Source organism: Williamsia sp. D3, assembly GCF_000506245.1.
Classification (GTDB): Bacteria; Actinomycetota; Actinomycetes; order Mycobacteriales; family Mycobacteriaceae; genus Williamsia; species Williamsia muralis.
The window spans coordinates 1-21,736 of record NZ_AYTE01000008.1 but is presented as its reverse complement, the minus strand read 5'-3'; the positions used below and the strand labels follow the sequence as shown (position 1 = coordinate 21,736).

The following is a 21,736-nucleotide window of genomic DNA, read 5'->3' as shown; positions in this document are numbered from 1 at the left end:
GGTTCGCGAGCTGGCGGTTACCGTCGCTCACCGAACCGGCAGAAGCGCGCGCTACAGCCCGAGCTTCCGGAACCCCAACCCCGGCGTCAGGCCCTGTTGACCTTGTCGGGCTCAGAGGCTGCGAGCATGTCTTCGCGCTCGACGACCTTGACGCGTTCGCGGCCCTCGGCGGCTCCGAGTGCGCGTTCGTGCTCATCGAGCCGGTACCAGCCGTCCCAGGTGGTGAAGGCGACGCTCTTGTCCTCGAGGTACTTGATGATCGCGTCCTCGCCGGGCTCGGCCGGTTCGAGGAGCTTGCCCTCGTGCATGTCGTCGAGCAGGCAGTCGACGGTCTCGTTGGCGTCGCCCTTGGTGTGGCCGATGAGGCCGACGGGTCCGCGCTTGATCCAGCCGGTGGTGTACATGCCGGTCATGTGGGAGCCGTCGTTGAAGATGCGGCCCGCTTCGTTGGGAATGACGCCTGCCTGGTCGTCGAACGGGATCTGCGGCAGGTTGTCCGAGAGGTAGCCCACGGCCCGGTAGACCGCGCCCAGGTCCCAGTCGGTGAAGTTGCCGGTGCCCTTGACGTTGCCGGTGCCGTCGAGCTCGGTCCGTTCGGTGCGCAGACCGACGACCTTGCCGTCGTCGCCCAGGATTTCCACGGGCGACTCGAAGAAGTGCAGGAACAGCTTGTGCGGGCGGCCCTTGGGGTCGCGGATCGCGTACTGCTCGATGATGGTGGCGACCTGATCGGTGATCTTCGACGACCGGCGGGCGACGGTGGAGCCCTCGTCGTAGTCGATGTCCTCGGGATTGACGATCACGTCGATGGTGGGCGAGTGGTCGAGCTCTTTGAGCTCGAGCGGGGTGAACTTGGCCTGAGCCGGTCCGCGGCGTCCGAACACGTGGACCTCGGTGGCCTTGTTGTTCTTGAGGCCCTCGTAGACGTTGGCGGGGATCTCGGTGGGCAGCAGTTCGTCGCCGGTCTTGGCCAGTACGCGTGCCACGTCCAGGGCGACGTTGCCGACGCCGATGACCGCGACTTTCTCGGCCTCGAGGGGCCAGGTGCGTGGGAAGTCGGGATGTCCGTCGTACCAGGCCACGAACTGGGCGGCGCCGTAGGAGCCGTCGAGGTCGATGCCGGGCAGGTTCATCGCCCGGTCGTCGGTGGCGCCGGTGGAGAAGATGACCGCGTCGTACATCTGCTGCAGGTCTTCGAGGGCGATGTCGCTGCCGTAGTTGACGTTGCCGATCAACCGGATCTGCGGCTTGTCCAGCACCTTGTGCAGCGCGGTGATGATGCCCTTGATGCGCGGATGATCCGGTGCCACGCCGTAGCGGATCAGGCCGAACGGTGCCGGCATCCGCTCGAAGAGGTCGATCGAGACACCACGGTCTTTGGCCTTCTCCGACTTCATCAGGGCATCAGCGGCATAGATGCCGGCCGGGCCGGCACCGACGATGGCCACGCGAAGCGGACGGTTCTGATCGCTCATGAGTCGGAGTCTTTCTCGTTCGGTTGGGGTCGCTGCCGAGAGCCGGGGCGACCCTCCTGGTGCGGGCGTTGTCGATAGTCTGCCCACCACGGTAGGCGCTGGACCTGGTCAAAACCAAAAACCTCATAAAGAACCAGGTCCAGCAAACCTCTGACCTCGTGTTGTGTCGAGTCCCGCGGAGTAGAACCTGCGGTTCGGCCGCCTATTTGCCGAGCTGCGGGGCGATCTGGTCGACAGCCCAGGGGATGGTCAGCACGGTTGGCACCGACATCGCGGTTCCGGTCTGCTGGTCGAGGTAGATGACGCCCCCGCGCTTGACGATGTCGAGGTTGTTGAAGACCGGGTTCGTCTTCATCCGCTCGTTGGAGCCCTCCCAGTCGATGGCCACGACCTGGTCGAGGTTGTTGAGCAGGTTGAGGTTCTCGTTCGAGATGGTTCCGTAGAAGCCGCTGGTCACGAGCTGCTCGAGTTCTTTGGGGAACACCTGGCCGAGGTTGGTCAGCATCTGTCCGCGACCGTCACCGGGGCCGTAGATGGAGATGGAGCCGTCGGTGCCGGCGATGATCACGGCCGACTTCTTGCCGACCATGTTCGGGTACTTCGCCTTGGCGTCCTCGAACTTCTGATTGGTCTGGTCGATCAGTTCCTGGGTCTTCTCGGGCATGCCGACGGCCTTGCCGATCTCGGCGGTGGATGCGGCCCAGGGGATCAGCCAGTCCTGGTACTGCGCTTCGCGTACGAGGGTGGGCGCAACCTTCTTGAGGTTGTCGTACTGCTCCTGGGTGACCGCGTTGTTCACCGCGACGATCATGTCGGGGTTGGTGGCCAGTGCCTTGGGGATCTCACCGTTCAGATCTTGTGCGGCCAGGCCGAGGACCTCGGGGGTGTTCTCGGCGATGTACTTCTCGTTCCATGGCGCGACAGCGTTCTTACCGGTCGAATCGCCGAACGGCACGATGGTGGTCGGCATGATGCCGAGAGCCAGCAAGATGTCCGAATCGCCGGGGCCGAGGGTTGCTATGCGCTTGGGCTCGGTCTCGATGGTGGTCTCGCCGAGGTTGTGGGTGATGGTGACGGGCAGGGCGCCGGCTTCCGCGGAGACCGAAGCACCTGAGCTGTCACTGTCTTCGTCGGGAGCTGAGCATGCGGCTGTTCCCACCAGGGCGGCGACGGCCACCGTGGCGACGGCCGTGCGGGTGAACCCGCGCGACAACCGGGTTGTCTTGATACGCACTTTTCTTGTCCTTACGTCCGGCAATCCAGAGGTCGAGTTCGCCCCCGACGGCGTCGATCAAGTTAGGATTGGCTCACCAATATCTGGATCAGCGTCTCACGGCGGCGCGGCATCCGGCAAATGCGGGTTATAAGCTCGCGACCATGGCATCAAGGAACTCCGGGACGTCCGGTGAAGGTGGTAAGTCGGGACCGCCGAGCGATGACGAACGCCGGACCATGTGGCCGTTTCTCATCGCAGTGGTGATCGTCGTGCTGACGCTCGGCACCATCGCCATCACCTACGTGGTGCGCCCGGCGGACGAGCGGCTCACCGAGGAGGCCAAGGTGGCCCGCTCCATCAACGACCACTACACCGCGAAGAACGCCGTCAACTATTCGAACTTCCGCGCCGCCACCTGTACTGCGGACCTGTCGTCGGTCGATTTCCCCACCGAGGACGAGTTCACCATCGAGAACACTGACGCCCGCGAGGCCGACGGGGCCATTGAGATCGACGACATCTCCGAGACGGTTGTCAACGGCGATCGCGCAACCGCGAACATCCACTGGTCTCGCAAGGAAAAGGCCGAGACCCAGATCACCGGGGTGGTGCTGGTGAACGAAGACGGCGACTGGAAGGTGTGCTCGTGAGTTACGCAGGAGACATCACGCCCGAGCAGGCGTGGACGATTCTCTCGGAGAACCCCGACGCCGTGCTGGTGGACGTGCGAACCAAGGCCGAATGGAGTTACGTCGGCATTCCCGACCTCACCGAGCTGGGCAAGCAGACCGTACTGATCGAGTGGGTCACATTTCCTGACGGACAACGCAATCCGGATTTTGTCGGCCAACTGCGCGAGGCCGGCATCGCCGACGACCAACCGGTGGTGTTCCTCTGCCGTTCCGGTCAGCGGTCGATCGGTGCCGCAGAGGCCGCCACGGCTGATGGGGTCGCCGAGGCGTACAACGTGTCCGACGGATTCGAAGGCGGCCTCGATTCGGCCGGTCATCGCGGGGCCGTAGGTTGGAAGGCGCTGGGGCTGCCCTGGCGCCAATCCTGAGGAACCGGCCCACCGGCCGGGGTGCTCATCTGCCATGGAGGAACATGTGATCAGCGAACTGCCCGACGGGGTGTCGCCGGATACGCTCGCGGTTCGCGGTGGTCTCGACCGCTCGGGGTTCGAGGAGACGTCCGAGGCGATGTACCTCACCTCGGGCTACGTCTACTCGTCGGCTGCTGCCGCTGAGCGTGCCTTCACCGGCGAGGACAAACGGTTTGTGTACTCGCGCTACGGGAATCCGACCGTCGCGATGTTCCAGGAACGCCTCCGACTGCTCGAAGGTGCCGAAGCCTGCTTTGCCACCGCCAGTGGAATGGCCGCTGTGTTCGTTGCCCTCGGTGCGCTGCTGAAGGCCGGGGACAGGCTGGTGGCAGCACGGAGTCTGTTCGGGTCCTGCTTCGTGGTCTGCAACGAGATCTTGCCGCGTTGGGGTGTGGAGACCGTCTTCGTCGACGGCGAAGACCTCGAACAGTGGGAACAAGCGCTCTCGACACCGACGACCGCCGTGTTCTTCGAGACCCCGTCCAACCCGATGCAGACGCTCGTCGACGTCGAGAAGGTGTGCGAACTCGCCCATGCGGCCGGCGCAAAGGTGGTGCTGGACAACGTCTTCGCGACACCGCTGCTGCAGAGGGGGCTCGATCTCGGCGCCGACGTGATCGTGTATTCGGGAACCAAGCACATCGACGGTCAGGGCCGGGTGATGGGCGGAGCCGTCCTCGGTGACGCCGAGTACATCGACGGTCCGGTGCAGACCCTGATGCGGCACACCGGGCCGGCGCTCAGCCCGTTCAATGCGTGGACCCTGCTCAAGGGTCTCGAGACGATGCGGCTGAGGGTGGACCACTCGGTGGCCTCTGCGCTCCGGATCGCCGAGTTCCTGCAGGAGGATCCGCGCGTCGCGTGGGTCAAATACCCGTTCCTGCAGTCGCATCCGCAGTACGACCTGGCCACCCGGCAGATGTCCGGCGGCGGTACGGTCCTCACCTTCGAGTTGGCCGACCGCGGGTCGGTATCGGGTAAGGCAAGGGCGTTCGAGGTGCTGGACGGGCTGAAGATCATCGACATCTCCAACAACCTCGGCGACTCGAAGTCGCTGATCACCCATCCCGCCACCACAACTCACCGGGCGATGGGCCCGGAAGGTCGCGCCGCGATCGGGCTGTCGGACTCCGTGGTCAGACTGTCGGTGGGACTCGAAGGTATCGACGACCTGCTAAACGACATGGACCAGGCGCTCTAGCGGCGTCATTGCACGGCACCGGCCCCGGTGCCTTCTTCGGATCGGAGGGTGGAGACATCCTTTCCTCATTGGTCGACTGGGTCATCTCGGTTGTCGAGTCCACTCCGCCCTGGGCCGTGTATCTCGTTGTGTGGGGGGTCATCTACGGAGAGGCCGCCGCGCTGATCGGCCTGATCCTCCCAGGTGAGACCGTTCTGCTGGCGGGTGCCGTCGCCGCCGCCATCGGTCCGACGAACATCGGCTGGCTGATCACCGGTGCCTGCTTCGCCGCGGTGCTCGGCGACTGGACCGGGTACATGCTGGGTCGACGGTCAGGGGAACGAATAACCCACTCCAGACTGGGCTCGTGGATCGGTGAGGAGCGCTGGAACCGCGCCGAAGAGCTGATCCGCAACGGGGGTGTGGTGGCGGTGATCGGGGCGCGCTGGATCGGTTACGTCCGCACGGTCACGCCATTTGTGGCCGGGATGAGTCAGATGCCCACCAAGCAGTACCTTTTCGCGAACGTCCTGGGCGGCGTCGTGTGGGTGGTGGTGGTCGGGGTGACCGGTTACGCCGTCGGCGAGACGATCGGGGCCACGTTGCTGCTGTACCTGGGGTTCGCGGCGGCTGTGGTGGTGCTCGGGTACTTCGCCTTCCGCTGGTGGCGTCAGCGCGACAAGTCCGAAATAGGCTCTACCAGCGCCGAATAACATTCACCCGGGGTTTTATTTGACACGGCAATTATTCCGGCGACATCGTTGTTGACATGGAGGACCGACCCGCTTCGGCCACCAGTTCTCACCTCTCGCCCGGAAAGGAAACGTGCCCGGCCATGGCCTCCACGCGCGATCCGCACACGGTACTGGCCGAGTTCGTCCACGCCCGGTCCGGTGACGCCGTGGTGCTCGCCTCCGACGCGGACGACGCGGTGCGAAAGGTTGTCGGCGCGGCACCCGGACAGTCCGTACTGCTCGACCTGACGGCCGGTCTCGGAGACCGTCGGACCGGGGACCACGCCGGCGACAGACTCGTCGCCGCTCAGGTGGATCTCACCACCACACTCGCCGCCCTGGACCGCGAGCTCTCCGTCCGGCCTGCGGCACTGCTGATCGTCCCGGGTGTCGCCCCGTCCACCGGTGAGGTCCTGCCGCTGTCGAAGCTCGCTGCGGTGGCCCATCGCCACGGGGCCCGGCTCCTCGTGGACGCAAGCGAACTCGCGGCCCGACGGGTGATCAACATGACCAGCCACGGCATCGACTACGTCGTGTTCACCGGACGGCAACTGGCAGGCCACGGGCCCGCCGCCGTCGTCGGCCGGCCGGATTGGCTGCGCGATGTCATCGGTGTCGACGCGGAGCCGTCTGCGCTGAACGGGTTCGCACAGGGTTGCAGCGAGGTCGCGGGCATGGGTTTCGAGTGGATCGGGCTGCACGAACAGGCGTTGTCGGACACTCTCGACGAGGCGCTGCAACGGTTGCCCGGCACCCGGCGGCTCCGACTGTGGGCCGACGTTGCCGATCGTGTGGGCATCGCCTCGGTCGCGGTGGCAGGACGCGAGGCGCCGTTCGCGCTTCGCTGGGGTTTCGAGACCGGTCGGTACGACGTTGCGCAGCAATTGGATTCACTGGCAGATGTGGTGTTCGAGCAGGAGAAGTCATGACATATGAAGCCGTCGGTGCACCACGCAACCGGCCAGAACTGCTCGTCGCCATCGATGGCGACGACAACCCCATCGCCTGGAGTGGTCCTCGTCCGCGCGACGCGCATGCGGGGGTGATCCGCCGGATCCGCCAGCCAGAACTGCGTGGCGGGATCCGGGAGAGAACTCAGATGCGAGCGGCGTGGACCAGCCTGGGTAACGAGCCCGCCGATCTGGTCGTCGCTCTCGAGATCGATGTGCTGATCGCCGATGATGCCGCGACCGCACGAGCAAAATTGTTGCGACTCGGTGAGTCGAGGTTCGGGGACACCGTGCGCTACGTCGGAACGGCCAATGGCCTGCTGACGCTGATCCTGGACATCTACACCGCCGAGGTTGCCGATGCGGTGATCCTCCGGCCCATCGATTCCGCCGCGGGATCGGCCGACGACTCGGTGGACGCCGGCCGGAGCAGCGCGGCATTGATCGCCGAACAGGTGTTGCCGCAATTGACCAAGAGGTCTGTCGCGGCCTGACCCGCCCATCCGCTACCGCGAAAGCCGAACGGGTGCGTCAGCTTTCGCCGTGTTCCCAGCGGTTGACGATCTGTTCTCGGGCACTGTCCGTCAGTTGACCGAAGAGTCGGAGCCTGGCCATCCCGCCGTCGGGGTAGATGTCCATGCGGGCTTCGGTGAGCGGTCGGTCCACGTCGACGAGGAAGCGGTGCCGGGTGTCGGGTTGCAAGGGAGTCCGCGGAACGAGTTCGAACCACTCGCCGTTCTCGCCGTCGCGACCACGGATCATCGCCGACCCCGGGGCGTTGCCGAGAAAGTAGCTGGTGTCGAGTTCGGCCAGACCGACGGTGGCCTCACCCGCCAATTTGACCTGCACCCAGTCGTTTCCGGAATCGCGGCGACGTGAGGTCTCCCATCCCTCACCCATGGTGCGGGCACGACCCGGCATCAGCAGGTTGTTCGGCGATCCGTAGAACATGTTGGAGCACGAGGTGATCATGCCGCCGTTTTCCAGCGCAGCGAGGTCGAAGTGCCCGTAGGACAAGAACTTCGGATCGGGGATACCGCGTCCGTGTACGCGGAAACGGGCGACTCCGCCGTCGGGATAGATCGAAAGCCGCACGTGGGTGAACCGTTCCTTGGCGTCGACGCGGAACGGGTTGCGGGTGTCGCCGTTGACCTCGACGCGGTCGACGATCGTTGTCCACTCGGTTTCTTCGACGAGCTCCTGCGCGGTCGGAATACCTTCCACCGCAGCAGCTTCCACCGAGATGTAGGGCGGGTAATTTCCCACGAACCACGATGTGTCCACCACGACGCCGTAGATCACGCCGGGAACCCCGAGCCGGACGATGGCCTGGTCGACGCCCTCTTCGCGACGCCGCCGGGTTTCCCAACCGTCGTAGACCTGACCTTTGTGACCAAACGTTGCGGGCTGGTACTCGGCCGCTGGGGTCTTGATCAGGTTCTGCGCTTCGGCGAACAGGTCGTCATTGGCCCAGACCACTGCTCCGCCGAGGGCACGCAACGCCAGATCCGGCATGGAGGTGAAGTGCGGGCGGGAGGCGGGCGGAGAGGGTGTCACGACATCTGAGGTTAGTGTGCCGGGGTCTGCGGGGCGAACCGGGCGGCGCCGATGGTTGCAGATGGCAACCGGCCCAGAGCATACTTGCAACGCACAAGTAGTTGCTGTGTGAAACTCGTGCTGCCGGCTAGATTGATGCGTTTCGTGGGAAGGCTCGTTGCAGAAGATGTCCCGCTCGGACCAGGTTGAGGATTTCATCGAGGTGCTCGCCCGATACGCACGCATCCGCGATCGACTGGCGGCCACCCGCCTGCGCACCCCGGACGGCATCGTCGAAACGGCCGCCTACCAGTGCCTTTTTCGGTTGGTCGACAAACGTCGCGCTCGGGAGAACTGGCCGAGGCCCTGTATGCCGATCCGTCGACCATCAGCCGTCACGTCGCTCACCTGGTACGCCTCGGCTATGTCCGTCGCGAGGCCGACCCGCAGGACGGCCGCGCCACCATCCTGGTGGCCACCGATTCCGGCCGTGAGCGGGTGGCTGCCATGCGTCAGCGTCGCGGTGAAGAACTCAAAATGTTGATGGCTGATTGGCCCGACGACGACATCGACACCCTGATCCGGCTGATGGGCCGTTTCGTCAACAGCGCCGAAGATGCGCTGACCTGTGCACCAGCGGAGAGGCAACCGAGTTGACCGACACGTCCGCTTCCGTTCCGGCCGGGAGCGCTGAGCTGTCGCACAAGAAGATTCTCACGATCCTCGGCGGACTGATGCTGGGGATGTTCCTGGCCGCACTCGACCAGACGATCGTCTCCACTGCCATCCGCACCATTGCCGATGACTTGCAGGGCTATTCACTGCAGGCGTGGGTGACCACCGCGTACCTCGTCACGGCCACCATCGTGACCCCGCTCTACGGCAAGTTGTCGGACATGTACGGCCGCAAGAAGTTGTTCATGACGGCCATCACGATCTTCATCATCGGTTCGCTGCTGTGCACCACCGCCACCTCGATGTATCAGCTCGCGGGGTACCGCGCGTTGCAGGGACTCGGTGCCGGCGGCCTGATGTCGTTGGCGCTCACCATCGTCGGTGACATCGTGCCCCCGCGCGAGCGGGCGAAGTACCAGGGATATTTCCTCGCCGTCTTCGGCACCTCGAGTGTGGTGGGCCCCGTGCTCGGTGGCCTGCTCGCCGGTCAGGAGTCCATTCTGTTCGTGTCCGGCTGGCGTTGGGTGTTCCTCGTCAACGTGCCGATCGGTCTCATTGCCCTGGTGGTCGTCTACCGCGTTCTGGACTACGACCAGATCAGAGGCGCCCGTCGGCGGGTGGACTGGTCGGGAGCCGGGCTCTTGGCGCTGGGCGTGGTCCCGTTGCTGATCGTCGCCGAACAAGGCCGCGAATGGGGCTGGGGCAGTGGGTGGGCCATCGTCTGTTACACGGCCGGTGTGGTGGGCACGGCAGGGTTTGTCTTCGTCGAGCACCGGATGGGGGAGGCCGCCATCATCCCGTTGCGTATCTTCCGCAACCGGATCTTCGCGCAGGGCATCGTCATCTCCGTGGTGGTCGGCATGGTGATGTTCGGCTCGATCTCGATGCTGCCGCAGTACTTCCAGGTGCTGCGAGGTTCGAGCCCCACCGTCGCCGGTCTGCAGATGTTGCCCATGGTCCTCGGTTTGATGATCGCTTCGGTGGCATCCGGACAGCTCATCTCCCGCACCGGCCACTACCGGATCTACCCGATCATCGGATCGATCCTCATCACCGTCTCGACGTTCCTGCTGCACCTGTTGAGCGTGGACACCCCGGTCGCACTGGTTATGACCCTGGCGTTCTTCCTCGGCTTCGGCCTGGGCAATCTACTTCAACCAATGACGTTGGCCTTGCAGAATGTGTTGCCGCCCAAGGACATGGGCGTCTCCACCGCATCGGCCACCTTCTTCCGTCAGATAGGTGGAACGCTCGGCGTCGCGGTGTTCTTCTCGATCCTGTTCTCGCTGATGGGGCCCAACGTCACCGAAGGGCTCAAGGACAGTGCGGACACCCCGCAGTTCAGGCAGGCCGTCGCTGCCGCCGCGCAGAGCCCGGACGCCCAGGTCGCCGCATTCGGGAAGGGCCTGATCGCTGCGGCCGCCGACCCGGATGCCCAGACCGGCAGTGTCATGGACGACACCTCGGTGATCTCCAAACTGCCCGAACCGATCTCGCGACCGATTCGCGTCGGGTTCGCCGACGCGATGGACACGGTGTTCTTGACCGTGTCGATCGTCTCGCTGATCTCGCTTGTGCTGGTGTTCTTCTGGAAAGAGGTTCCATTGCGGACCAAGTCGGGGATGCAAGCCGCCAAGGACGAGGCCGCCGCCGAATCCTGAGGCCGATTCCTGAGGCCGAATCCTGAGGCCGAACGCGAGCAGGGCCCGACTCCGTGGAGTCGGGCCCTGCTGTGCTGCGGGTGTGAGTGCAGATCAGCCGCGGGAGGGTTCGTTCGCCTCGTGCGGCTGAGTCTTGAGTCGCTCGATGGCTTCCTGCGCCACCTTCTCGGCGTCTGCCTTGCCGGTCCAGCCGCCCGCCGTGACCTCTTTGCCCGGCTCGAGATCCTTGTAGTGCTCGAAGAAGTGCGCGATGGCCTTGAGCTCGAACTCGGGTACATCGTCGATGTCCTGGATGTGGTCCCAGCGCACGTCCTTCGCCGGAACGGCCAGCAACTTGTCGTCGCCGCCTGCCTCATCGGTCATCCGGAACATGCCGACGACCCGGGCCCGGACGATGACGCCCGGGAAGACCGACTCGGGCAGCAGGACCATGGCGTCCAGTGGGTCGCCGTCTTCGCCGAGGGTGTTGTCGATGAATCCGTAGTCCGCCGGATAGCCCATCGACGTGTACAGATAACGGTCGAGATAAACCTTCCCGGACTCGTGATCGACCTCGTATTTGTTGCGTTGTCCTTTGGGGATCTCGATCGTGACGTCGAAGTCCACGCTTCCTCCTGATGCATTCAGCGAATCCGGTCCGAAAATCGACTCAACGATACTGTGGACACAACTATCCGCCGCGCTCGGCGGCACAATTGACCGGAGGTATCGGTGGCAGGCACTTCGCTGGGCCGCAAAGGACTGTGGTGGACGCTCGTTCCCGTGGTGGCTCTCATCGCTGTGGCAGCCATTGCGCTGGTCATAGCCTTCCGCGTGGACGACGGCTCCGACGCCCTCCCCGCGGGTGCCTCGCCCCAGCCATCGCCGGCGTCGCTGACACCGAGGATCAATCCGGTGCGCGCGGACGCGCCTGCGCCGACACCCGCAGGGGTGCGAACCGAACTCACGCAAGCGTTGGCCAACCCGGATCTCGGTGAGTTGAGTGGCGAGATCTCCGACGCCCTGACCGGCGCCGAATTGTGGTCGACGAATCCGAATCGCGCGCTGATCCCGGCATCGACGATCAAGGTCCTCACCGCATCGGCTGCCCTGTTGGCGCTGCCGCACGAGCAGAGGGTGACCACCACGGTGGTCGCAGGCGCCGGTGGTCAGGTGATCCTGGTGGGCGCGGGCGACCCGACGCTGTCGGTGCAACCGGAGGGGCAGGACACCTTCTTCACCGATGCACCGCGGATCAGCGCGCTGGCCGATCAGATCAAGAAGGCCGGCGTCGACGTCACCTCGGTGGCCGTGGACACCAACGCGTTCAGTGGTCCGACGCTGGCGCCGAGCTGGGATCCGGCCGACATCGCGGCCGGGAACATCACCCCGATCGAATCGCTGATCGCCGACTCGGGCCGTAACGACCCGCTCTTCATCGATTCGCCGCGCACCTCGACTCCGGCCCTGACCGCCGGCGCCGCTCTTGCCGACGCGCTCGGAGTGGACGCGGCGCCCACCGAGGCGACCGCACCGGCGAATGCCCGGGTGATCGCCCAGGTGCAGTCGGCGCCTCTCGTGACGCGCCTCGGGGACATGATGCGAGCCAGCGACAACGTACTGGCCGAGACCGTCTCCATCGAGATCGCGAAGGCCACCGGTGGTCGCCCGACGATGGCCGGTGGCATCGAGGCGGTACGTAAGACGCTGAGCGACTACGGCTTCAACATGAACGGCACCGTGTTCGCCGACGTCAGTGGGCTGTCCGAGGACAATCGCGTCTCGGCGGCACTGCTCGATCAGGTGGTCAACGCCGGGGCCGGGGACGCACAGCCCAAGCTGCGGCCCCTGCTCGACATGCTCCCCGTCGCAGGCGCCACCGGCACCCTCGCCGAACGTTTCGACACCCAGAACAAGTCGGGTGCCGGCTGGGTGAGGGCCAAGACGGGAACACTGACCGGGGCGAGCGCGTTGGTGGGTGTGGTGCAGACGAGAGAAGGCCGCGTCCTGAGTTTCGCGCTGATGTCCAACGGGAGTTCGCCAGTTGCGGCCCGCCCGGCGCTCGATGCAATCGCAGTGGCACTGCGGGAATGTGGATGCCGATGAGTATCGACTGGCAACTCGCCGCGACGGTGGGCAAGAAGGTCGCCCGTCCGGGGCCTGTCACCACCGAGTACACGATCACTGCGGCGCAACAGGAACTCGCGCGGTCATCGGCCGCTGCTGAAGGCCCCGTTCGTGAGGTCACCGGATTGGCCGACGGTCTGGCCGTGCCCGCGGCCCAGATCCTCGACCGCGGTGGCTGGATCGAGGCCGCTGCGCTGTCGATGTCGGCGATGCTCGAGGGGCCTGAACCCGACGGAAAACCCGGGATATCCGGACGCGTCGCCGGGGTCCAGGCCGGCGGACTGCTGGCGCTGCTCTCCGGCGCGATCCTCGGGCAATACGATCCGTTCACCGCCAACCCGGATACCGGCTCGGACGGGGTCCTGATGCTGGTGACGCCCAACATCATCGCCGTCGAACGGTCGTTGCGGGTTGTACCTTCGGACTTCCGGTTGTGGGTGTGTCTGCACGAGGTGACGCACCGGGTGCAGTTCTCCGCGAACCCGTGGTTGCGCGATTACATGTCGTCCAATGTTGAAGCCCTGACCGCCGAAACCGCGGAATCCGCGGGTGAATTGGTGACGCGGATCAGTGCGGCGATGCGCAGCGACCAGCCTCGTGAAAAAGGCATAGTCGGTGCGATGCAGTTGTTGCAGAGCCCTGAGCAATACGAGGCATTCACCCGGATGATGATGCTGGGAACACTTCTCGAGGGCCACGCCGATCACGTCATGGATGCCGTCGGACCGCAGCACGTCCCGACCGTCGACACGATTCGCGCGGCATTCGACAAACGTCGGGGCCGGCCACAGAATCCCGTGCAACGGTTGCTGCGTGTGCTCCTCGGAATGGACGCCAAACTCGCTCAGTACATTCGCGGCAAGGCGTTTGTGGATGAAGTCGTCGGGACCGTGGGCATGACCCGCTTCAATGCGATCTGGACGGGGCCGGAGACCATGCCGCTGCCCGCCGAGATCGAAAAGCCACGATTGTGGATCGACCGGGTGTTGTGAACCCCGGGGTGAACTCGGGCGCCATCGCCGAGGTCACCGGCGCCGTGGCGTCGTTCGCCCGGGATCATCTCGACGGGACCGCTGTCTGCGTGGGGTTGTCGGGCGGGGCAGATTCGCTGGCACTCACCGCCGCTGCCGTGCACGCCGGCCTGCAGGTGCACGCCCTGGTGGTCGACCACCGGCTCCAGGAAGGCTCGGCCGCGGTCGCCGACGTGGCGGCGCAGTCGGCCCGGGTGATGGGCGCGCAGGCCACGGTGCTCCCCGTGGATGTGGTGGGTCGTGGCGGTCTGGAGGCGGCCGCACGCCGTGCTCGCTATGCCGCACTCGACGAGGCGCGCGCGGGCAGGCCGGTCTTACTCGCGCACACCCTCGACGATCAGGCGGAGACCGTTCTCCTAGGCCTTGCCAGAGGGTCGGGGCCGCGGTCCATCGCCGGGATGCGTGCGTGGACTCCGCCGTTCGGCCGCCCGTTCCTCGGTCTGCGGCGTGCGAGCACGGTGGCCGCGTGCACCGACCTGGGATTGTCGCCGCATCACGACCCGCACAACACCGACCCGCGGTTCACGCGGGTTCGGTTGCGCACCGAGGTGCTGCCCCTGCTGGAGCAGGTGTTGCACGGCGGGGTCGTCGAATCGTTGGGTCGCACGGCATCACAGTTGCAGGACGACATCGACGTACTCGAGGACATGGCCGATGACGCCGCCGGTGTCATCGCCGGAGACGAGATTGTGTGCTCTGAGATGACGTCGATACCGGCAGCGATCCGGCGGCGACTGCTGCGGCGCTGGCTTGTCACGCAAGGGGCGACGGAACCGACCGGCTCAGTGGTGAACGCGGTGGACGCCCTGTTGGTGCGATGGCGTGGCCAAGGGCCGGTCGCGGTCGGTGGGAACCCCGATCACAGGCTGGAGATAGCGCGACGCGGCGCCCGACTCGTGGTCGAACGCCGCGTGCGTTGAGCTCTGTTCCGGCAGCCTCAGTTGGCCGGCGGGACGAACGGGGAGTTGATGGTGTTGAAGAACTGGATGGCGGCACCGATGAGGACCGGACCACCCACGACGATGGTTCCTACGACACCTCCGATACCGGCTCCCGTCACGAGGCCGGGCAGGCACCCGGCAACAAAAGCGGGCAGGCCGACCACACATCCGATGATGCCGCCGACGATGGTCCCGACGAGGCCACCCACCGCCGACGCGGTGTTGATGCTCTGGCTGAGGGTCTGCATCGCCTGCATATCGCGCTGCTCGCGGGTGGCCGGGGCAGCAGCCTGCTTGCGGACGGCGTCACTGACCTTCACGGGTTGAGCAGCCGCAGCGTCGCGGACAGGGGTCAAAGTCGCGGTACGGCCGTTGATGTCGGCGTTGATGGGGAATTGCTTGTCGTTGAGGTTGTAGGCGAGAGGGATGCTCGCGGCGACGTTGCCTTTGTTGTCGACGATCTGGAATTGACCGTCCGAGGTGCGCAGCGAACCGATGTCGGTCTGCAACACAACGTGATCACCGACGATATTCGCCGAATAGCCGATGTCTTTCGCGGGCGGGGCCGCATTCGCCTGCGTGGCCGTCACCACGCTGGCGGTGGTGGCCAGTACCAGCATGGCCGAGACCACTGATTTCCGAAACCTCATTGACTACAAATCCCCTCTGATTGCTTGAATGTCCGCCCGAACCGATTTCGATCCCCACATCGAAACAAGCAGAGGCGACGTGACCGGCCCCTGGGCAGAGGGGATGGTGACGCTGTGTGATGACCATGTGTTCTCAGGCAACGCAATGCTAACGGTCGCCAAATGGGAGTTTGGCCGAAATGGGGACAATTCGCAAAACAAACGAGAAGTCGCCACGAAAAGCCATATGGCTGTCGCGAATTGGTGTCATTCGTTGGGTCTACACAGCTGCCGGCCGACGGCTGCGCGACCCGGGCTGCGGCCGTTGAGGCATGATGATGTCCGTGAGCGAACAGCGCGATCCATATGGGGACGACATCGAAGCAGTTGTGGTCACCGAGGAGCAGATCCAGCGGCGCATCGCCGAGCTCGCCGAGACGGTGGCGAACCGGTACCGGGACACTCCGGATGACCTGGTCCTCATCGGTGTCCTCAAGGGTGCGGTGATGTTCATGACCGACTTCGCGCGGGCGCTGCCGATCCCGTCGCAGCTCGAGTTCATGGCGGTGAGTTCGTATGGGTCCTCGACGTCGTCGTCGGGTGTGGTGCGCATCCTCAAAGACCTCGATCGCGACATCCACGACCGCGACGTCGTGATCGTCGAAGACATCATCGACTCCGGGCTGACGCTCTCGTGGCTGGTGAAGAACTTGCGTACCCGCCACCCCAGGTCGTTGGAGGTCTGCACACTGCTGCGTAAACCCGACGCCGTGCGGGTGGACGTGCACGTCGAGGATGTCGGCTTCGACATCCCGAACGAGTTCGTGGTCGGGTACGGGCTCGATTACGCCGAGAGGTACCGGGATCTGCCGTACGTCGGTCGGCTGAACCCGAACGTCTACTCCGATTAGAGGTTCGTTTCGGTGAGTGCGTTACAGACGGCAGAAGGTGTCCGGACCGGTCGACTCGATCCGGTGCAGGTGACCCGGGATGCGCTGTCACGGATAGCTGATCGCGACGGTTCCATCGGCGCATTCGTCAAGGTCCGTGCCGGCAAGGCCGTCGCCGAAGCGGAACTGCTCACGGCCCATCCGGATCTGGCGAGACTGCCCTTGGCCGGAGTGCCGGTTGCCATCAAGGACAACGTGTCCGTCGCAGGCGAGCCGATGACCGTGGGGTCAGCCGCAACAAGTCGAGCACCTGCGCTCAGTGACCACACCGTGGTCCGCAGGCTTCGAGCCGCGGGCGCAGTGGTCATCGGCCTCACCGCCGTACCCGAGCTGTGCCTGTGGGGGACCACCGACAACGAGCAGACCGTGACACGCAACCCGTGGAATCCGGCGCGAACCCCAGGCGGCTCGTCCGGTGGAGCGGCTGCGGCGGTGGCCAGCGGGCAGGTCGAGTTGGCGCACGGGAACGACGGCCTCGGCTCGATCCGCATCCCTGCCGCCGATTGTGGATTGTTCGGTTTCAAGCCCGGCCTCGGAGTGGTACCCAGCGAGTTCGGCGGCAACGGCTGGTTCAAGATGAGCGAGAACGGGCCGCTTGCCACCACGGTTGCCGACGGCGCACTGATGCTCGGGGTGATGGCCGACGACATGGCCCTTGCCGGCGCCGGGGCGGACTCCGACCCTGGGAAGCTCAGAATCGTTGTGGCACAAAACTTTCCGCTGGCCGTGGGTCGGACGGACAAGCACTTCGCGCAGGCGGTGTCCAGTTGCAGCGCGTTGCTCGCCGACCACGGCCACAGGGTGCCGCAGTCCAAGCTGCCGTACCCGAGCAATCCGGCTCCTCTGCTGCTGCGATGGCTGGCAGGGGCTGCAGCCGACGCGGACGACTTCGCCAAGGCGGGCGGCGATCTGTCGAAGTTGCAGTCGCGCAGCAAGATTCACACGTCGCTCGGCAGGGCGGTGCAACGCTTTGATCTGGTACACGACGTCCAGGCCAGCACCATCGAGCAGAAGGTGCTCGCTTACCTCGACCGCAACCAGGCCGACGTCTTGATGACCCCCGCCCTCGCAGCCCCGCCTCTGGAGGCCAAGGCGTGGAGCAGCAAGAGCTGGGCGGCCAACATGTGGGCGAACATCAACTACGCGCCGTTCCAGGGACTGTTCAACCTCCTCGGATGGCCTGCGATGTCGGTGCCGTTCGGTGTGCACCCGGTGTCCAAGACCCCGGTGGCCGTCCATTTCGCCGGCCGCCCGGGATCCGAGTCGACGTTGCTGAAGCTCGCCGCCCAGATCGAGGCCGCCCGCCCCTGGCAGCGAGTAGCTCCCGGGTACTGATGTCCGTACTGAGCGCAGCCGGCGGTGGGCGCGCGTTACTCGTAGTTGCGCCGTCTGTAGACCGAGCGTTCCCAAGTATCGCGAGCCTTGCCCGCGTCCAGCGCGCCAAACTCGTCGTCGCGCGCTCTGCAAACCGAGCGTGCCCCAGTTTCGCGAGCCGCGGCGTCGGCCAGCGCGGCGCCGGGACTGGTTTCGCCCACGGGGAACGCGCGACCACGATGAATCGTTGACGGGTAGCCTGATGATTCAGACATCCCGACTGGAAGGACGCGCCGAAATCACAGAGGGCCGATAGTGGCCGTCGGGGTCGGCTGACACACCTCAATGAACCGCAAGACTGTCTTTCGCAACCTGGCGATCGTGGCCATCATCGTGCTGGCCATCTGGGGCTGGACCGTGCTCCGCGACAACAATCGTGACTACAAGAGTGTCGACACCTCTGTGGCGATGACGCAGCTCAACACGAAGAACGTGTCCGAGGTGCAGATGGATGACCGCGAGCAGACGCTACGGATGACGCTCAAGGACCCGGCGCAGGCCGGCGGCGACAAGAAGATCTCCGCCAAGTACCCCGCCCGCACCACCGAAGAGGTCTTCGACCGCGTCGACGCCTCGGGTGCGAAGTATCAGACGAACGTCAACCAAGAGTCGTTCCTGATGCAGATGCTGATCTTCATCCTTCCGCTCGTCCTGCTGTTCGGCCTGTTCTTCTTCGTGATGAACCGGATGCAGGGTGGCGGCAAGGGCGGCGTGATGGGCTTCGGCAAGTCCAAGGCCAAACAGCTGAACAAAGACATGCCGACCACCACGTTCGCCGATGTGGCAGGTGCCGACGAGGCGGTCGAAGAGCTCTTCGAGATCAAGGACTTCCTGCAGAACCCGGCCCGCTACCAGGCTCTGGGAGCCAAGATCCCCAAGGGCGTGTTGCTGTTCGGTCCTCCCGGAACCGGTAAGACGCTTCTCGCCCGCGCAGTCGCAGGTGAGGCCGGTGTGCCGTTCTTCACCATCTCCGGTTCGGACTTCGTGGAGATGTTCGTCGGTGTCGGTGCCTCACGTGTGCGCGACATGTTCGAGCAGGCCAAGAACAACAGCCCCTGCATCATCTTCGTCGATGAGATCGACGCCGTCGGACGCCAGCGCGGCGCCGGCCTGGGCGGAGGACACGACGAGCGCGAGCAGACCCTCAACCAGTTGCTCGTCGAGATGGACGGATTCGGTGAGCGTTCGGGCGTCATCTTGATCGCGGCCACCAACCGGCCCGACATCCTCGACCCTGCACTTCTGCGTCCGGGACGCTTCGACCGTCAGATCCCCGTCGGCAACCCCGACATGGCGGGCCGCAAGGCGATCCTCAACGTCCACGCACAGGGCAAGCCGATCGACGCCGACGCGGACCTCGACGGTCTGGCCAAGCGCACCCCGGGTATGTCGGGTGCCGATCTGGCGAACGTCATCAATGAGGCCGCACTGCTGGCCGCCCGCGAGAACCGCACCACCATCACCGCCGAACTGCTCGAAGAGTCCGTCGACCGGGTTGTGGGTGGTCCGCGCCGCAAGAGCCGCATCATCAGTGAGCACGAGAAGAAGATCGTGGCCTACCACGAGGGCGGCCACACACTCGCCGCATGGGCGATGCCCGATCTGGACCCTATCTACAAGGTCACCATCCTGGCCCGCGGACGTACGGGCGGCCACGCTCTTGCCGTGCCCGAGCAGGACAAAGACCTGATGACCCGTTCGGAGATGATCGCCCGTCTGGTGATGGCAATGGGTGGTCGTGCTGCCGAAGAGTTGGTGTTCCACGAGCCGACCACCGGCGCGTCCTCCGACATCGACCAGGCCACCAAGATCGCTCGCGCCATGGTCACGGAGTACGGCATGAGCGCCAGGCTCGGAGCCGTGCGGTACGGGCAGGAGCAGGGTGACCCGTTCCTCGGCCGCTCGATGGGTTCGCACGCCGACTACTCACCCGAGGTCGCCAGTGAGATCGACGACGAGGTGCGACGCCTCATCGAGGCCGCTCACACCGAGGCGTGGGCCATCCTCACCGAGTACCGCGACACACTCGACGAGCTCGCCACGCAACTCCTCGAACGCGAGACCCTGACCCGGAAGGATCTCGAGAAGATCTTCGACAAGGTGGTCAAGCGCCCGCGCATCACCACCTTCAACGATTTCGGCGAACGCACCCCAAGCGACAAGCCGCCGGTGAAGACGCCGGGCGAGCTCGCCAAGGAGCGCGGCGAGCCTTGGCCACCCGAACCCCCGAAGTCGCCGGAGCTGGCGAAGGTCGGACCCTCGCACATGCAGCCCGGTCCGGGTGAGCTTCCGCAGCAGCAGTATCCGCCGCAGTCCCCGGGCAACCCCTACCCGCAGCAAGGTGGGCAGGCAGGTGCTGTCCCAGGAGGCACCCGTCCCGATTACGGTGCTCCCGCGGGTTGGTCGGCTCCGGGCTGGCCCCCCAACGGTGGGCCGAACGGCGGACAGGCCCAGAACGGCGGCACGGGGCAGAACGGTGCACCGGGCCACAACGGTTCCTACCCGGCAGGCAACCCATACGGGCAACCAGGCAATCCATACGGACAGCCGGGTAACCCCTACGGCCAGCCCGGTTCTCATGGCCAGCCGCCGAATGGTCAGAACGGCCATGGCGGGTACAACGGGAACAACCAGGGTGACGGCGGGAACGACGGTCACGGCCAGAATGGGCATTCCCCGAATGGACAGAATGGACAATGACACAAGAGACCAGTGGGACACCCGCCAAGAACGGTGCGATTGCTCCCTTTGACGCCGAGCGCGCCGAACGTGCCGTACGTGAGCTGCTCATCGCCGTCGGCGAAGACCCGGACCGCGACGGTCTGAAGGAGACGCCGGCCCGGGTGGCACGTGCTTACGTCGAGATGTTCGGGGGCCTGCATGTCAACCCCGACGACGTGCTGGCCACCACGTTCGATGTCGGACATGACGAGCTCGTGCTGGTCAAGGACATCCCGATGTATTCGACCTGCGAACACCACCTGGTGTCGTTCCACGGTGTCGCGCACGTCGGTTACATCCCTGGTCCCACCGGCCAGGTGACCGGCCTGTCCAAGTTGGCGCGTCTGGTCGACCTCTACGCGAAACGACCGCAGGTCCAGGAACGGTTGACCACGCAGATCGCGGATGCGATCGTTCGCAAACTCGATCCGCGCGGGGGTCATCGTGGTGATCGAAGCCGAGCACCTGTGCATGGCGATGCGTGGAATCCGCAAGCCGGGCGCCACCACCACCACCTCTGCGGTTCGCGGTCAGTTCAAGACCAGCGCGGTCTCGCGGGGCGAAGCCCTCGACCTCATCTCTCGCTGACCTGCGATCACACCAGGAGCATCGTGAGGGGCCGGCATCACCGAAAGCCCCGGCGACCTGACGTGGTGGACGTCGTGATGGGGTGGACGGCGTGAGCACCATCATCATGGGCGTCGTCAACGTGACGGCCGATTCCTTCTCCGACGGTGGCCGGTACCTCGATACCGATGCCGCCATCGCCCATGGGTTGTCGCTGGCTGCGCAGGGGGCAGACATCATCGACGTGGGCGGGGAGTCCACCAGACCCGGTGCGCACCGCGTCGACACCGGTCTCGAGATCGCCAGGGTCACGCCCGTCATCAAAGGCCTGGCGGCGCAAGGTGTTCGGACTTCCGTGGACACCATGCGCGCCGAGGTCGCCGAGAAGGCGATCGCTGCGGGCGCAACTGTCGTGAACGATGTATCCGGCGGACGTGCGGATCCGGACATGGCGGGAGTTGTCGCCGAGGCGGGTGTTCCGTGGATCCTGATGCACTGGCGCCCTTCCGATCCGTCGTTTGTCCATCGGACCGGCGAACCCGGCGTGTATCGCGACGTGGTGGCCGAGGTCAGCGGGGAACTGCTGGCGCAGGTCGATGCGGCCACGTCTGCCGGTGTTGATCCCAGTGCGTTGATCCTCGATCCTGGTCTCGGATTCGCGAAGACTGCCGAGCACAATTGGGCCCTGCTACACGCACTGCCAACCTTGGTGGGGCTCGGTTTTCCCGTACTGATCGGGGCGTCACGCAAGCGTTTTCTCGGTACCCTGCTCGCCGATCGAGACGGAAACCCACGTCCGCCGGATGGCCGCGAGATCGCCACCGCCGCTCTGACCGCACTCGCGGCCGCGGGAGGTGCGTGGGGCGTGCGGGTACACGACGTGCGCGC

20 protein-coding genes and 1 pseudogene are annotated in these 21,736 nt (G+C 65.3%); 16 read left to right on the top strand and 5 right to left on the bottom strand.

From position 1 onward, the window contains the following. Positions 1-86: 86 nt before the first annotated feature. Together W823_RS36395 and W823_RS36390 are read right to left on the bottom strand one after the other, a co-directional pair. Positions 87-1,475, bottom strand: coding sequence for an FAD-dependent oxidoreductase (locus W823_RS36395; RefSeq protein WP_023955688.1), 1,389 nt, complete (start codon positions 1,473-1,475; stop codon positions 87-89). Positions 1,476-1,677: 202 nt separating this feature from the next. Further along, on the bottom strand, positions 1,678-2,709 hold the full coding sequence (locus tag W823_RS36390) for an ABC transporter substrate-binding protein (protein WP_023955686.1): 1,032 nt from the start codon (positions 2,707-2,709) through the stop codon (positions 1,678-1,680). 143 nt (positions 2,710-2,852) lie between these two features. On the opposite strand from W823_RS36390, the gene W823_RS36385 reads away from it, so the two are divergent. The 6 genes from W823_RS36385 (at position 2,853) to W823_RS36365 (ending at position 7,151) form a co-directional block, all read left to right on the top strand. Beyond that, positions 2,853-3,341, top strand: coding sequence for a hypothetical protein (locus tag W823_RS36385; protein WP_031331559.1), 489 nt, complete (start codon positions 2,853-2,855; stop codon positions 3,339-3,341). Further along, positions 3,338-3,751 carry a rhodanese-like domain-containing protein gene (locus W823_RS36380; protein WP_031331557.1) on the top strand — a complete coding sequence of 138 codons (414 nt, stop codon included), beginning with the start codon at positions 3,338-3,340 and terminating at the stop codon, positions 3,749-3,751. Before W823_RS36385 ends, W823_RS36380 begins: the two co-directional genes overlap by 4 nt. Before the next feature lie 34 nt (positions 3,752-3,785). After that, positions 3,786-4,994 (top strand): O-succinylhomoserine sulfhydrylase, encoded by a 1,209-nt coding sequence (locus tag W823_RS36375; protein ID WP_023955681.1) that lies wholly within the window; start codon positions 3,786-3,788, stop codon positions 4,992-4,994. Between the two features lie 68 nt (positions 4,995-5,062). Next, complete coding sequence (locus W823_RS36370) at positions 5,063-5,686, top strand: DedA family protein (RefSeq protein ID WP_197038012.1); 624 nt, start codon at positions 5,063-5,065, stop codon at positions 5,684-5,686. A 122-nt stretch (positions 5,687-5,808) separates the two neighbouring features. Continuing rightward, the gene (locus W823_RS0128135) at positions 5,809-6,636 is read left to right on the top strand and encodes an aminotransferase class V-fold PLP-dependent enzyme (RefSeq protein WP_051406385.1); all 828 of its coding nucleotides are present in this window, start codon (positions 5,809-5,811) and stop codon (positions 6,634-6,636) included. Beyond that, positions 6,633-7,151 (top strand): hypothetical protein, encoded by a 519-nt coding sequence (locus W823_RS36365; protein WP_023955675.1) that lies wholly within the window; start codon positions 6,633-6,635, stop codon positions 7,149-7,151. Before W823_RS0128135 ends, W823_RS36365 begins: the two co-directional genes overlap by 4 nt. Positions 7,152-7,188: 37 nt before the next feature. Here W823_RS36365 and alc read toward each other — a convergent pair whose 3' ends face one another. Next, the gene (alc, locus tag W823_RS36360) at positions 7,189-8,214 is read right to left on the bottom strand and encodes an allantoicase (protein WP_031331554.1); all 1,026 of its coding nucleotides are present in this window, start codon (positions 8,212-8,214) and stop codon (positions 7,189-7,191) included. 291 nt (positions 8,215-8,505) lie between these two features. On the opposite strand from alc, the gene W823_RS36355 reads away from it, so the two are divergent. Continuing rightward, entirely contained in the window at positions 8,506-8,850 is a 345-nt protein-coding gene (locus W823_RS36355; RefSeq protein WP_369792580.1) for a MarR family winged helix-turn-helix transcriptional regulator, read from the top strand. After that, positions 8,847-10,529 (top strand): MDR family MFS transporter, encoded by a 1,683-nt coding sequence (locus W823_RS36350; RefSeq protein ID WP_023955672.1) that lies wholly within the window; start codon positions 8,847-8,849, stop codon positions 10,527-10,529. Before W823_RS36355 ends, W823_RS36350 begins: the two co-directional genes overlap by 4 nt. Before the next feature lie 93 nt (positions 10,530-10,622). On the opposite strand, the gene W823_RS36345 is transcribed toward W823_RS36350, so the two are convergent. Beyond that, entirely contained in the window at positions 10,623-11,135 is a 513-nt protein-coding gene (locus W823_RS36345) for an inorganic diphosphatase (protein ID WP_023955670.1), read from the bottom strand. A 105-nt stretch (positions 11,136-11,240) separates the two neighbouring features. Here W823_RS36345 and dacB point away from each other — a divergent pair, with 105 nt between their 5' ends. From dacB to tilS, 3 genes are read left to right on the top strand one after another with little or no spacing between them, the layout of a single operon-like run. Continuing rightward, complete coding sequence (gene dacB, locus W823_RS36340) at positions 11,241-12,614, top strand: D-alanyl-D-alanine carboxypeptidase/D-alanyl-D-alanine-endopeptidase (RefSeq protein WP_023955669.1); 1,374 nt, start codon at positions 11,241-11,243, stop codon at positions 12,612-12,614. Next, a complete protein-coding gene (locus tag W823_RS36335) occupies positions 12,611-13,627 on the top strand; it encodes a zinc-dependent metalloprotease (protein ID WP_235189420.1) in 1,017 nt (338 codons plus the stop codon). The genes dacB and W823_RS36335 overlap by 4 nt, the downstream gene beginning before the upstream one ends. Next, positions 13,624-14,586 carry a tRNA lysidine(34) synthetase TilS gene (tilS, locus tag W823_RS36330; protein WP_235189418.1) on the top strand — a complete coding sequence of 321 codons (963 nt, stop codon included), beginning with the start codon at positions 13,624-13,626 and terminating at the stop codon, positions 14,584-14,586. Before W823_RS36335 ends, tilS begins: the two co-directional genes overlap by 4 nt. Positions 14,587-14,603: 17 nt before the next feature. On the opposite strand, the gene W823_RS36325 is transcribed toward tilS, so the two are convergent. Continuing rightward, a complete protein-coding gene (locus W823_RS36325; RefSeq protein ID WP_023955663.1) occupies positions 14,604-15,257 on the bottom strand; it encodes a hypothetical protein in 654 nt (217 codons plus the stop codon). A 317-nt stretch (positions 15,258-15,574) separates the two neighbouring features. Between W823_RS36325 and hpt the strand changes: the two genes are divergently transcribed. From hpt to folP, 5 genes and pseudogenes are all read left to right on the top strand, one after another. Then, positions 15,575-16,147 (top strand): hypoxanthine phosphoribosyltransferase, encoded by a 573-nt coding sequence (hpt, locus tag W823_RS36320; protein ID WP_030172532.1) that lies wholly within the window; start codon positions 15,575-15,577, stop codon positions 16,145-16,147. 12 nt (positions 16,148-16,159) lie between these two features. Next, a complete protein-coding gene (locus W823_RS36315; protein WP_023955659.1) occupies positions 16,160-17,521 on the top strand; it encodes an amidase in 1,362 nt (453 codons plus the stop codon). Positions 17,522-17,845: 324 nt separating this feature from the next. Continuing rightward, positions 17,846-20,260 (top strand): ATP-dependent zinc metalloprotease FtsH, encoded by a 2,415-nt coding sequence (gene ftsH / locus W823_RS36310; RefSeq protein ID WP_023955657.1) that lies wholly within the window; start codon positions 17,846-17,848, stop codon positions 20,258-20,260. Next, positions 20,257-20,869 (top strand): annotated as a pseudogene (folE, locus tag W823_RS36305) (GTP cyclohydrolase I FolE). Before ftsH ends, folE begins: the two are co-directional and overlap by 4 nt. 106 nt (positions 20,870-20,975) lie before the next feature. Then, on the top strand, positions 20,976-21,736 hold a 761-nt coding region (folP, locus tag W823_RS36300; protein ID WP_031331550.1), incomplete at its 3' end, for a dihydropteroate synthase.